Genomic DNA, 12,298 nt, shown 5'->3' on the forward strand with positions numbered 1-12,298 from the left:
CAAAAACTTTTCAGCTTCTTTACAGGGGGCTGTTTCAGTAAGGCTTCATGTTCCCGCCAGCTATGGTAGAATCGCCGACTTTCAATTTTCCGTGTGCAGTGCACGTTATCTTCACAGGGTGGATCTGGCCTGCGACCAGACACTGAAGAGGTTGTTATGTTTAAACCTGAGCTATTATCCCCAGCGGGTACTTTCAAAAATATGCGTTATGCGTTTGCTTACGGTGCGGATGCGGTCTACGCCGGTCAGCCACGTTACAGTCTGCGTGTGCGCAATAACGATTTTAAACTGGCCAATCTTGAGCAGGGTATTCAATATGCCCACGATCGTGGCAAGCAGTTTTACGTGGCCAGCAATATCGCGCCACACAACGCGAAAGTACGTACCTATATGGATGATATGGCACCGATTATCGAGATGAAGCCTGATGCGCTGATCATGTCGGACCCAGGTTTAATCATGATGGTGCGTGAGCGTTGGCCGGACCAGGTGGTACACCTGTCGGTACAGTCCAACGTGGTGAACTATGCTGCGGCTAAGTTCTGGCACCAGCAGGGTGTGAAGCGTATTATTCTGTCCCGTGAACTGTCTCTGGAAGAGATCGAAGAGATTCGTAATGAGTGCCCAGAGCTGGAACTGGAAACCTTTGTTCACGGTGCGCTGTGTATCGCTTATTCTGGCCGTTGTCTGCTGTCCGGTTACTTTAACCACCGTGATCCTAATCAGGGCACCTGCACTAACGCTTGTCGTTGGAACTACAACACGGTTCAGACACAAACTGACGCCACGGGTGATCTGATCCCTGTGTCTCAGGCTGATCAATCTGCCGGTATATGGGATCCTTCTCAGGATTCTGCTCAAGGCAATGGCGCTGCAATGACTTCTCCTGGTGCCGCCCACCATGATGAAAACAGTCAGGGCTTGTCTGCACTGATCGAAGAAGCATCCCGTCCGGGCGAACTGATGCCAGTGTATGAAGATGAGCACGGCACCTATATTATGAACTCCAAAGACCTGCGCGCGGTTCAGCACGTTGAGCGTCTGACCAAGATGGGTATTCACTCCCTGAAGATTGAAGGTCGTACCAAGTCGCACTATTACGTTGCCCGTACCGCTCAGGTTTATCGTAAAGCGATTGATGATGCCGCTGCCGGTCGTCCATTTGATATGAGTCTGATGGATACGCTGGAAAACCTGGCCCACCGGGGTTACACCGAAGGTTTCTACCGTCGTCACGTACATGATGAGTATCAGAACTACGAAACCGGTAATTCTATCGGCGTAAACCAGCAGTTTGTTGGTGAGGTCTTAAGCTTTAACGATCAAACCGGTATGCTGGAAGTGGATGTGAAAAACCGCTTTGAAACCGGTGATACTCTGGAACTAATGCTGCCGGGTGGTAATGTTCGTTTTGAACTGAAGAATCTGGAAAACCGTAAGGGTGAAGGCATCAATGTCGCGCCGGGTAACGGTCATATTGTGAACCTGCCGCTGGATGGTAAGGTGAACGAAGCCGATCTTGAATATGCACTGCTGATGCGTGACCTGAAGTAATCCTTCAGTCACCACAGGGAAACGTTATAAGGGAAACCATGTCGGAAACAGCCACACTATTGCAGAACCTCGACGGCTGGCAGAAATACCAGCGGGTTCGGGCGGCAAGACCTTTTTCATTAGTGGTGGCTGTGGCTGCATGCCTGCAGGGCATTATTCTGGGTTGGTCCGCAAGTGACCAGCCCTTTTTATTGTCACTGTTACTGCTGGCAGGGGGGATTTTGCTGCAGTTTGGCGTCAATTTGATCAATGACTACTCTGACCTGAATGAGTTAAGCCTGCGTTTTCCTCAGGCGGATGCTAAGCAGCTTTATCGGCTCTCCGTTTTGATCAAGCAGAACTTTCGCTACGGTCTGGGCTGTTTTGCGCTTGCACTTGTGATCGGGCTTTATCTTATCTACCTTTATGGTCTGCCTTTACTGGGGCTGTTTGTTCTGGGGTTAGCCGGAGCTTACTTCTATACCCAGGAGCCCATCTGTTATAAGAAGCGCGGTTTGGGTGTACCTCTGGTGTTTTGGTTGATGGGCGTCTTGATGATTGTCGGCTCGTACTATGTGATGACCGGCCATTACGATCGTGATCTTCTTTGGCATGCGTTGCCACTCAGCCTGTTAACTTCGTTGCTGTTACTGAGTAATGAGCTGCGGGACTACGAAAGCGATCAAAGAAACAGCCAGCATACCTTAACGGTGCGTATTGGTTATGGCCTGTCGGTGCAGTTGTATTTATTGTTAACGCTGGCGGCTTTTGTCAGTGTGTTTTATCTCTGGCAGCTGGAGTTATTAGCCTACCCCTGGTTAGTCCTGCTGGCGCTGCCGACACTAAAACAACCTCTGTTATTGTTGTTACGGCCTGAAGAAGAGCGTCGTTTACTTACCCCATTGACCGGGCGTTTTCACGGTTTCTTTGCCTTGTTGCTATTGATTAGCTATCTCTTAGCATAATTTAGAGGCTAGAGGCTAGAGGCTAGAGGCTAGAGGCTAGAGGCTAGAGGCTAGAGGTTAGAGGTTAGAGGCTTCAGATTAACCTTAAGGCCTGAACATTACTTTAAAGGATACCTGTACTATGTCATTTGAAAGCTCAGTGTCATTTGAGAGCACTGTGGCAGCGTTACTGCCACAGGTTGTTGAGATCTCCCGTCAGGCCGGTGATGCCATTATGGATATCTATCAGCAGGAAGATCTGGGCGTATCCTACAAGCAGGATGAAAGCCCACTGACACTGGCCGATATGGCGTCTCATCGTTGCATCGAATCCGGCCTGCAACAACTGCAGCCAGAGTATCCGGTACTGTCGGAAGAGAGTGGTAAGATCAGTTGGCAGGTGCGTCAACAGTGGCAAACCTATTGGCTGGTGGACCCGTTGGATGGCACTAAAGAGTTTGTGAAGCGTAACGGTGAATTCACGGTCAATATCGCACTGATCCATCAGGGTAAACCTGTGATGGGCGTGGTTTATGCCCCTGTGTTGGATGAACTGTACTACGGTGTTGAGGGTTTAGGTGCTTTCTTTGTTGCTGCAGATAAGCCTGCCGAGAAGCTGGAGCTGGACCTAGAGTTTGAGCCGGAATGCTGGCGTATTGTTGGCAGTCGTTCTCATGGGGCAAGTCGTTTAGAAACCTTTGCCGAGTGTCTGCCTGAGTATCGCAATGTGCCAATGGGCAGTTCATTGAAGTTGTGTATGGTGGCAGCCAATCGTTCCGACCTGTATGTGCGTTTTGGTCCAACCAGTGAGTGGGATACTGCAGCAGCCCAGGCTGTTGTTGAGCAGGCTGGTGGTGCGGTGCTGAATGATCAGCTGGAGCCATTGGCTTATAATCACAAAGAGAGCCTGTTAAACCCCGAGTTTGTTGTCTGTCAGAAGAAGAACGCTATCTGGACCGATACCTTTGCCAAACTGGTGGAGCCGGTAGTGGGTTGATCTCTTAAGACTGTCAATGCTGCTGAGCTTGTGGAGCACCAGAGATATAAACACTCTGGTTGCGTCCATTGTGCTTAGCCTGATACAAGGCATCATCGGCCCGTTTGATGGTGCTATCCAAAGGTTCACCAAAACGATGCAGGCTGATACCGACGGATAGAGTACAGTTAAGCCCCGGTTCGATCTGATCAAACTGATATTTCGCAAAGGCCTGACGAATCCGCTCAGCAACCTTGATACCACTGTCCTGATTATTCTGCGGCAATAGTAAGACAAACTCTTCACCACCGTAACGACCAAACAGGTCGCTGGATCTAAGATATTGCCCTGCAATCTGGGTAAAGTGCTCCAGTACCTGGTCACCGGCCTGATGACCGTATTGATCATTAATCTCTTTAAAGTGATCAATATCGATCATGCACAAGGCACTGGGTTGATAGTTATCACTGGATTCCAAGCGGCACTCGGCTTCCTGAAAGAAGCGACGACGATTCAGAATACCGGTTAGTTCATCGGTACCCGCAATCTCATCCAGTTGCTGCATCGCTTGTTCCAGCTCTTCATTCGCTCGGATCATTTTGTGATTACTGGCTTTCAGCACACTTTTTTGTTTTCTTAAGCGCTCACTCAAGCGACGCACATAGCTGCTAAACAGAGCAATCCAGGTTTGTGCCGCAGCCAGGATAATCCACTGCATAATACTCAGGCGTAGTTGGCTGCTTTCCGGGTGCAAAGACAGATCTGAGACAATCACAGTACCAAAGCACACCAAACTCAGTAAACCGGCAAAGGCAAACTCCAGAGGATTGAGCTGGAAGATGCCAAACAGCATCACCATCACATAGAGCAGTAGCAAAGCACCTCTGAGTTCCGGCAGTTGGCTGATGATAAAACTGAACCAGATAATAGCGGTCGCCATCTGCATAAGGGTCAGGGATGGATCATTAAATTTCAGATTCAGATCCAGACGGAACATCAGCCAAAAAGTACCTTGTGTTATAAGTGCAGAGCCGACAAATAGCAGATAGTCCTGATAGCTGACATCGTTTAGCAAATCTAATATCAGGGCGGCCAGTAAAATCCCCAGCAATATCATATGAGACAGCACTGAGATGATCAGGCGTTTGATACGCAGTCGCTGTTCATGATGTGCTCTGGAACGCGGAGATTTCAGTGCTGTCATGTAAATTACCGGATGATTAATTAATGTGGTTAGGAATGATTGATCTGAAATAAATCTTTAATGAAGAGGAGTGTGGAATAAAAACTCTACCTTTTCCGTGGTTAAGCTGTAATTCATTGTCAAGCTATGTAACGGTGTAACGGCGTGTTAACCCATTTGGCTAAAGTTGATGGCCTCAGCGTCATTTAGGTTATGAAAATGGTGTATACTTGCGCCGACTCTGCTGCAATGCACGTAAGACAGCAGAGAAACAGATAAAACAGCATCGGCCCTGCGCACAACAGCAGGGATCGTTGATATAAGGTGTATCCGGCTCAACCCCGGACGAATAAGCACAGACCGTGATAGGAGATGCTCCGAAGATGACGACAGTAATCCGTCAAGACGACCTGATCGATAGCGTTGCGGACGCACTGCAATATATTTCCTACTACCACCCGGTAGATTTTATTCAGGCGGTACATGAAGCCTACCTGAAAGAGGAAAACCCCGCAGCTAAAGACGCTATGGCACAAATCCTGATCAACTCACGTATGTGTGCAGAGGGTAAACGTCCTATCTGTCAGGACACAGGTATCGTAACTGTATTTGTTAAAGTGGGTATGCAAGTACAGTGGGAAGGCGATATGAGCCTGGAAGATATGATCAACGAAGGTGTTCGTCGTGCTTACACGCACCCGGATAATGTACTGCGTGCTTCTATTCTGGCTGATCCTGCCGGTAAGCGTCAGAACACTAAAGACAACACGCCAGCAGTGATCCACTACGAAATCGTACCGGGCAACACCGTTGACGTTCAGGTTGCAGCAAAAGGCGGCGGCTCTGAAAACAAATCCAAGATGGTGATGCTGAACCCATCGGATTCTATCGTTGAGTGGGTTAAGAAAACCGTTCCTACCATGGGCGCTGGCTGGTGTCCGCCGGGCATGCTGGGTATTGGTATCGGTGGCACTGCAGAGAAAGCTGCGGTTATGGCGAAAGAATCCCTGATGGATCCGATCGACATTCATGAGCTGCGTGAACGTGGCCCACAAAACCGTGCTGAAGAGCTGCGTCTGGAAATTATGGACGCAGTAAACGAGCTGGGTATTGGTGCGCAAGGTCTGGGCGGTCTGACGACTGTTCTGGATGTTAAGATCAAAGATTACCCCACTCACGCGGCGTCTCTGCCGATCTGCATGATTCCAAACTGTGCGGCAACCCGTCACGCTCACTTCGAGCTGGATGGTACAGGGCCTTCTTTGCAGACTCCGCCGGATCTGAATGACTGGCCGGAAGTGACCTTTGAAGTCAGCGAAAGCACCCGTCGCGTTAATCTGGATGAAGTGACTCCGGAAGATGTACAAAGCTGGAAGCCAGGTGAGACGGTTCTGCTGAACGGTAAAATGCTGACCGGTCGTGATGCGGCCCACAAGAAAATGGTTGAGATGCTGAACGCCGGTGAAGAGTTGCCGGTTGACCTGAAAGGTCGCTTTATCTACTACGTTGGTCCGGTTGATCCGGTACGTGACGAAGTGGTTGGCCCTGCGGGTCCGACGACTGCGACCCGTATGGACAAATTCACTCGTCAGGTGATTGAGAGTACTGGCCTGCTGGGTATGATAGGTAAGTCTGAGCGTGGTCCGATTGCGATCGACGCGATCAAGGATAATAAAGCGGTTTACCTGATGGCTGTCGGTGGTGCGGCTTACCTGGTATCGAAAGCGATCACTCACGCTGAAGTTCTGGCTTTCCCTGAGCTGGGTATGGAAGCGATCTACGAGTTTGAAGTGAAAGATATGCCGGTAACCGTAGCGGTAGATGCTAATGGTGAATCCGTACATAACACTGGCCCTGCTAAGTGGAAAGAGATTATTGCGGCTAAAAACGTCGGTGCTTAATCTCAGGTTTAACCGGATTAGCGCTATTCTGATAGCAGCGATCTGATCCGGTTTGAACATAAAAAACGCCCGATTATTATCGGGCGTTTTTTATATCTGCATTTAGGTCGCTTTTATCGCCTGAACCTGCCTTTATTATAGGACTAGGCTGCAATGGCCGGTTTTCGAACCCGACGCCCTTTCGGGGTTGAGCCATTAGGATCATCCGGATCTTCCGGTTGGTCTTCATCATTCATCGCAGCATTCAGGTATTCCAGGATCATAGGTGTGGTATCCCCTATGATCTTATTGATGCCTTGAGTGCCAAACATGCGGTTAAACTCCAGTACAAAAGGGTAATGGCCGATCATAGCGATATCAAAACCGGCATGATCAATACCCAATGTTTTGGCAAGCTTCAATACCAGCTCGACAGCTGACTCAGGTAGAGGGCCTTCCAGTAGCGTGCCGCCTCGGGCGATATTATTATGAAATCCATTCTCTGCCTGCACTCGCCAGTAACCGCCCACCACTTTGTCACCGATCACCACAATACGTAAATCACGGTCAATAGGTAGATATTCCTGGGCGTAGAGTACATGGGTTTGCAGGCAGTACTGATGCCAGTCAGCCAGTGATTCGATCAGGAATACCCCTTCACCCATAGAGCTTTTAGGAATCTTGGCAACAAAAGGACGTGGCATTTTCTGCCAAATCTCATCTGCCTTTTCAGGTGAGTTGCCGTGGATCAGAGTAAAGGGGACATGCTCAGGGGCTACCGCCATGAAAGCCCGGGTCATCTCGACTTTATCGTGCCCCAGGGCATAGCTGGCAGGAGAGGGGAAAATACGCTTTTTGTAAGCATAATGCAGTACATTCAACTGCCAGTATTCAGGAAACAGCAGCCAGTCAGCTGATTCTATCTCAGCATCATGCTGCAGATAGCAGTCGGGTTTAATGTAATGGGTGGAAGGAAAATGTAAGGTACGCAAAGCATCAAACGAGATCAGTTTCATACAGTCAACACGCACAAATGAAGGATGCGCGATCATACAAAGCTTCGTTATAACTGCCAATTCTAAAATGTTGCTTCTGATTATTATTTTTCAAAAAACACCATGAGTTGAGCGACTTATGAGTCATTCTTTGACTTCAATATTGTATTGTGAAAATCTCAGATGTTTAAACAAGTGTTTGATTTCTATGTGCTTGGTCAAGCAGGCGCTGAATATAACTTAAAAGCATCTGAGCTATGGCCGCTCGCCTTCTCTATGGGACTTGCCTGTCGTGAGCAGGGTGATTGATATTCAGGTGTACAGCTTTATCTTGGGGAGAAAGTGATGAGTGTAATTTTGTTCGAGCGTTATGATGATATTGCATGGCTTACATTAAATCGTCCGCAGGCATTTAATGCCATGGATGCGGATACGATGCGAGGTTTGTCTGAGATTGCCAATCAATGTAGCTGCGATAAGACGTTACGGGCGTTAGTGATTACCGGGAGCGGTGATAAGGCATTTTCAGCCGGTGGCGATGTGCCTTCTTTTGCCAGCGATCCTGATAATGTGGATCGACTGTTGATGGATATGACGACCTATCTGCACAGCGCGATATCCCGTTTCTCCCGTTTGCCGATTCCTGTTATAGGCGCGATTAATGGTATGACAGCCGGTGCAGGCCTGGGGTTGATGGCTTGTTGTGATCTAGTGATCGCGTCGGATACCGCACGTTTTACCAGTGCCTATACTCAGATCGGTTTTTCGCCTGATGGCAGTACATCTTATTATCTGACCAAACAGCTGGGTCCACGGAGAGCGAAAGAGTTCTTTATCACTAATCGTGTGCTGGATGCGCAAACTGCTCTGGACTGGGGGTTAGTCAACCGTGTCGTACCGGCAGAAAAGCTACAGGAGATCACTTCGGAGCTGGCTCATATGTTGGCATCAGGGCCGACTCAGGCTTACGGGCAGGTGAAATCTCTGGTGGATAGCGCCTTATCTGAAACACTGGAATCCCAAATGGAGCTTGAAGCCCGCTCCATTACTGAACTCAGTAAAACTCAAGACGGTCAGGAAGGTGTCAAAGCCTTTATGGAGAAACGTCCCGCTCAGTTTAAGGGCTGCTGATGGGTTCTGTTTTTTTGGGATAATACTTCTGTATCTCAAATCCGCATTCTGCGGTTATTGGATAATAAGGTCAGCACCCGACTTTATGGGTTTATAAGGGGGGGGCAGCTGGCCTTATTGTTTTTATGGCTCATCTTTTTGATATCCAACATGCTTCTGGTTTATCTGGGTTAGTAATGAATACCTAACTTGCGGTAGATAAAACCCAGTAACCAAGCCGGGCCGATCAGGAGAAACTGCACATCTTTAAAAAATGATGGCTTTTTGCCTTCAATCTTGTGGCCAATAAATTGAAAGATCCAGGCGATCACAAACAGAGTCAGGCTAATTTGCCATAACGGCCAGTTAGCGCTGATATCGATCTGCCAGGCGAGCATAAAGCAGACCAGGCTAAAGGCCAGCATGCCGAGCATCAGTGTCCAGGAAAGCGAAGCGTAAAAGATCAATACAGGAATCAGAATAATACTGGCCCAATTCACACCTTGAATATCGCTTAACAGAGCCGGTAGAGGCAGGTTCCACAATAAACCGACAATGGTGAAAAAGATGGTGGGTACCATCAGCCAGTGAATCAACTTATTGGTGGGGTTTTGGTGGCTTGAGCCATATTCATCAAACCATTGTTGGGCGCTACGGGGCATCTTTCTCTCCTGCTAAGCCTGAGCAGTGATTCTGGTGATATCCTTTCTATATGTTAGTAATCATTGATAGCTGGGATAGCTTACTGCGCCGATTACGTTATTGATAATCCCTTTATTACTGATCATGTTTGTTGCTAATCACTGTTTGGGCTTTTTGCTATTATTGTTATCTTAGTAATAGAGTTTTTAGTCTAGTCGTGCTCTGGCTGCAAGTTTTTTATTAGACTTGCATCATGTGCGCACTGGACATAGGCTTTTGCTACGGATTTTTCTGTTGCTCTTAAATTGTTGTTAACCCGTATACACTCGCATAAAAAAAGTGCTTTGAGGTTCTTCAGTCAGCAGCTGAAGAATGAACGATTTGTTATAGAAAAACGCTTGTGTGAGTCGTGACGTGTTTATTTTTTTGAGCTCTCTGATAGCTGACAGGAACGATAATGACAAAACCCTTTTCTCAGGCATGTGAAAACAATAAGTTGCCGATTCTGAATGTGTTAAAAGTGGCCTTTGCCAGAAGTCAGCAGGTACTTGAGGTGGGCAGTGGTACAGGCCAGCACGCGGTGTTTATGGCGCAGAACCTGCCGCATCTAAGCTGGCAACCCAGTGACCAGGGTATCTATCTGGAAGGGATTGAGCAATGGTGTAGTGAATACGAAGGCGATAATTTGTTAGCCCCTATTCCGTTGGATGTGACAGAGTATCCCTGGCCAATCAAACGGGTCGATGGTGTGTTCAGTGCCAATACTCTGCATATTATGTCCTGGTCGATGGTTGAGGCCTTTTTCCGTGGTGTACGTAAGGTATTGCCTTGTGGTGGCGTTTGTTGCGTCTATGGGCCGTTTAATTACGAGGGGAGTTTCACTAGCCCCAGTAATCAGCAGTTTGATCACTGGCTGCGTCAGCGTGATCCAGAGAGTGGTATTCGGGATTTTGAGGCTGTCGACCAACTGGCCCGTGAAGCGGGTATGTTTTTAGTGCAGGATTACGAGATGCCAGCCAATAACCGTCTGCTACAGTGGCAGATGCTGGATCTTGAATAGTTCCCGGTCAGCCTTTTTGCTCTGTAGCTGAACAATCATGTGGCTTGTTGACTCATTCAGGCTATTGAGTTGCTCCTTTGATTTCTTTTCCCTGTCTTGCTGCTGGGGTAGGATGGTGGCGTTTTCGCTCAGATATGATCTGGGATACCGGTTTTAAGCCCTCAATAGCACTCGGAACAGGAAAAGGCTGTGACTCGATTTATCATTATTATGGCAGCGATTGCCGTTGCATTTTTTATCTTTAAACGCATGTCTGACGACAGGAAAGCATTGGAAGCTAACACCCGTGAAGGACAGGCGTTTCTAGCCAGTAATGCTCAGGACGAAGGGGTTAAAACCACGCCGTCTGGCCTGCAATATCTGGTCCTGGAAGAGGGAACAGGCACTGTACATCCAAAACCTACGGATCGTGTGCTGGTGCATTATCACGGTACGCTGATCAATGGTAAGGTATTTGATAGCTCTGTCGATCGTGGTCAACCCATTGACTTTGGTTTGAGTCAGGTGATTGCGGGTTGGACTGAGGGCCTGCAATTGATGGTCGAGGGCGAGAAAACCCGTTTGTATATCCCTTCTCATTTAGCTTATGGCAAAAGCAGTGTTGGTGGTATTCCTGCAGGTTCTGCTCTGGTGTTTGAAGTGGAGCTGATTAAGATCAATCCTTAAGCTTTTCCAGATCATCTTCACTTTATTACCATCCGATTATGGAGGTTATTTCTTGATAGCCTCCAGCCTCAAAAAACTGACCGCTTGGTTTTTTTATTCCCTTGTCTGCTCATGCTTTTCCCCGTACAACACTAAATAACGTGTTGATTGGCTAACTTGTAGCTAATCGAATACTACGACTATCAAAGAATAACAATGGTGGCTATAGGGTAGCCCGTGAGGGGAAGTTATGTCTGAGCAATATATGGGTAGCTGTTTATGTGGTGCAGTGAACTATCAGATGGAAGGACCGTTAAAATATTTTCAATACTGCCACTGCAGTCGTTGCCAAAAAGTCACGGGTACAGCTCATGCTGCTAATATTTTTGTGCCCCCTGAGCGTTTTCAGTGGTTAACCGGTGAGGATCAGCTAGGACGCTTTGAACACCCGGAAGCTAAGTATTACGCGACCAGTTTCTGTAAACAATGTGGCTCCAATATGCCTTGGCTGGTGCAGGGTGGCGGTAATGTGGTGGTGCCTGCAGGATCGCTGGATCAGGACCCAGGTATCCGACCCTCTTCCAGCCTGTTTTGGGCGGATCGTGCCTGTTGGTACACAGAGCCTAAAGAGTTGCCCAAGTTTGATGGCATGCCTGTCAAAAAATAAATTAAACCGTGAGATATTCAGGGGAATGAAACCGGCTGTAAAAAATGCGAACTTTTTTCTCAGCTGGCTCTCCAAAAGATTGGCAAATTTACCTGTACGGTAAAGCTTTGTTGTTCTGGGGCGGTATGGCAGTGTTTTTGAACTATGCTAAGCCGAAGCGCTTGTCATCTGCTCCTTTGGTTATGTTGTTTCCTTGATCGCACTTAACCATGTTTTAGCCACGGTAGTTGTGCCGTGGCTTTTTTATTAAGGCCTGTTTTCCCCAAGCGCACTGTTCAGCAAGCCTGCCAGAAAAACGAGAGTACCCGTTAGCGCGTGTAATACAAGGTTGATGCTGAATCTTTAACGGATAGCGCGTAATTCTCCTTCCAAAACTAACGAGCCCAGGCGAGATATTTTGGTGGGAGATGGATAGCGCGGCCAACGTCAAGTTGGCCTATCTTGATTCTCGATGTACTCTTTGAGCACTTCAACTGGTACTCCGCCTGCAGTCAGCAGGCAGTAAGCTCGACTCCAGAGCACTGGTTTCCAATAATACTCTTTTAGGTGCTCCGAGAACTCTTTTCGAATCTTTCGGCTTGTGACCGTTTTTAGGCTGTTTACCAGCTTAGATGGCTGAATCGTCGGGTTAAGTTCAAGCAAAAGATGGATATGGTCGGATTC

Annotated in this window: 12 protein-coding genes; 8 read left to right on the plus strand and 4 right to left on the minus strand. The window is 48.0% G+C overall.

The window, feature by feature from the left end:
• The first annotated feature begins 156 nt into the window (after nucleotides 1–156).
• The 3 genes from trhP to cysQ all read left to right on the plus strand — a co-directional run bounded on the left by trhP (nucleotide 157) and on the right by cysQ (nucleotide 3,474).
• Nucleotides 157–1,554 carry a prephenate-dependent tRNA uridine(34) hydroxylase TrhP gene (gene trhP / locus H579_RS0111410; protein WP_028300789.1) on the plus strand — a complete coding sequence of 466 codons (1,398 nt, stop codon included), beginning with the start codon at nucleotides 157–159 and terminating at the stop codon, nucleotides 1,552–1,554.
• A 38-nt stretch (nucleotides 1,555–1,592) separates the two neighbouring features.
• Nucleotides 1,593–2,498: a prenyltransferase gene (locus H579_RS0111415; protein WP_036566120.1), complete on the plus strand. Its 906-nt coding sequence runs from the start codon at nucleotides 1,593–1,595 to the stop codon at nucleotides 2,496–2,498.
• Between the two features lie 121 nt (nucleotides 2,499–2,619).
• Entirely contained in the window at nucleotides 2,620–3,474 is an 855-nt protein-coding gene (gene cysQ / locus H579_RS0111420) for a 3'(2'),5'-bisphosphate nucleotidase CysQ (RefSeq protein ID WP_051227547.1), read from the plus strand.
• Nucleotides 3,475–3,487: 13 nt separating this feature from the next.
• On the opposite strand, the gene H579_RS25340 is transcribed toward cysQ, so the two are convergent.
• Entirely contained in the window at nucleotides 3,488–4,657 is a 1,170-nt protein-coding gene (locus tag H579_RS25340; RefSeq protein ID WP_051227548.1) for a GGDEF domain-containing protein, read from the minus strand.
• Between the two features lie 362 nt (nucleotides 4,658–5,019).
• On the opposite strand from H579_RS25340, the gene H579_RS0111430 reads away from it, so the two are divergent.
• Nucleotides 5,020–6,537, plus strand: a complete 1,518-nt coding sequence (locus H579_RS0111430; RefSeq protein ID WP_028300792.1) for a fumarate hydratase — start codon at nucleotides 5,020–5,022, stop codon at nucleotides 6,535–6,537.
• 143 nt (nucleotides 6,538–6,680) lie between these two features.
• Here the strand turns inward: H579_RS0111430 and H579_RS25345 are convergent, their stop codons facing one another.
• A complete protein-coding gene (locus H579_RS25345) occupies nucleotides 6,681–7,568 on the minus strand; it encodes an ATP-grasp domain-containing protein (protein ID WP_245583254.1) in 888 nt (295 codons plus the stop codon).
• Between the two features lie 288 nt (nucleotides 7,569–7,856).
• On the opposite strand from H579_RS25345, the gene H579_RS0111445 reads away from it, so the two are divergent.
• Complete coding sequence (locus H579_RS0111445) at nucleotides 7,857–8,642, plus strand: enoyl-CoA hydratase/isomerase family protein (RefSeq protein ID WP_028300793.1); 786 nt, start codon at nucleotides 7,857–7,859, stop codon at nucleotides 8,640–8,642.
• Between the two features lie 170 nt (nucleotides 8,643–8,812).
• Here H579_RS0111445 and H579_RS0111450 read toward each other — a convergent pair whose 3' ends face one another.
• The gene (locus tag H579_RS0111450; protein WP_028300794.1) at nucleotides 8,813–9,283 is read right to left on the minus strand and encodes an Mpo1 family 2-hydroxy fatty acid dioxygenase; all 471 of its coding nucleotides are present in this window, start codon (nucleotides 9,281–9,283) and stop codon (nucleotides 8,813–8,815) included.
• A 437-nt stretch (nucleotides 9,284–9,720) separates the two neighbouring features.
• Here H579_RS0111450 and H579_RS0111455 point away from each other — a divergent pair, with 437 nt between their 5' ends.
• From H579_RS0111455 to H579_RS0111465, 3 genes are all read left to right on the plus strand, one after another.
• A complete protein-coding gene (locus tag H579_RS0111455) occupies nucleotides 9,721–10,323 on the plus strand; it encodes a DUF938 domain-containing protein (protein ID WP_028300795.1) in 603 nt (200 codons plus the stop codon).
• 189 nt (nucleotides 10,324–10,512) lie between these two features.
• Nucleotides 10,513–10,989, plus strand: coding sequence for a BamJ family beta-barrel-assembly machinery protein (bamJ, locus tag H579_RS0111460; RefSeq protein ID WP_028300796.1), 477 nt, complete (start codon nucleotides 10,513–10,515; stop codon nucleotides 10,987–10,989).
• Between the two features lie 229 nt (nucleotides 10,990–11,218).
• On the plus strand, nucleotides 11,219–11,635 hold the full coding sequence (locus H579_RS0111465) for a GFA family protein (RefSeq protein WP_028300797.1): 417 nt from the start codon (nucleotides 11,219–11,221) through the stop codon (nucleotides 11,633–11,635).
• Between the two features lie 426 nt (nucleotides 11,636–12,061).
• Here the strand turns inward: H579_RS0111465 and tnpA are convergent.
• Nucleotides 12,062–12,298, minus strand: a 237-nt coding sequence (tnpA, locus tag H579_RS28570; protein ID WP_028300798.1) for an IS200/IS605 family transposase, incomplete at its 5' end; no start/stop codon positions are given.

Origin of the sequence: Oceanospirillum beijerinckii DSM 7166 (assembly GCF_000422425.1) — a bacterium.
GTDB classification, from domain to species: Bacteria; Pseudomonadota; Gammaproteobacteria; order Pseudomonadales; family Halomonadaceae; genus Oceanospirillum; species Oceanospirillum beijerinckii.

Bases quoted from the DNA above. Each gene is read 5' to 3' on its own strand.
- trhP (WP_028300789.1), top strand. From the start codon at position 157: ATGTTTAAACCTGAGCTATTATCCCCAGCGGGTACTTTCAAAAATATG.
- H579_RS0111415 (WP_036566120.1), top strand. From the start codon at position 1,593: ATGTCGGAAACAGCCACACTATTGCAGAACCTCGACGGCTGGCAGAAA.
- cysQ (WP_051227547.1), top strand. From the start codon at position 2,620: ATGTCATTTGAAAGCTCAGTGTCATTTGAGAGCACTGTGGCAGCGTTA.
- H579_RS25340 (WP_051227548.1), bottom strand. From the start codon at position 4,657: ATGACAGCACTGAAATCTCCGCGTTCCAGAGCACATCATGAACAGCGA.
- H579_RS0111430 (WP_028300792.1), top strand. From the start codon at position 5,020: ATGACGACAGTAATCCGTCAAGACGACCTGATCGATAGCGTTGCGGAC.
- H579_RS25345 (WP_245583254.1), bottom strand. From the start codon at position 7,568: ATGATCGCGCATCCTTCATTTGTGCGTGTTGACTGTATGAAACTGATC.
- H579_RS0111445 (WP_028300793.1), top strand. From the start codon at position 7,857: ATGAGTGTAATTTTGTTCGAGCGTTATGATGATATTGCATGGCTTACA.
- H579_RS0111450 (WP_028300794.1), bottom strand. From the start codon at position 9,283: ATGCCCCGTAGCGCCCAACAATGGTTTGATGAATATGGCTCAAGCCAC.
- H579_RS0111455 (WP_028300795.1), top strand. From the start codon at position 9,721: ATGACAAAACCCTTTTCTCAGGCATGTGAAAACAATAAGTTGCCGATT.
- H579_RS0111465 (WP_028300797.1), top strand. From the start codon at position 11,219: ATGTCTGAGCAATATATGGGTAGCTGTTTATGTGGTGCAGTGAACTAT.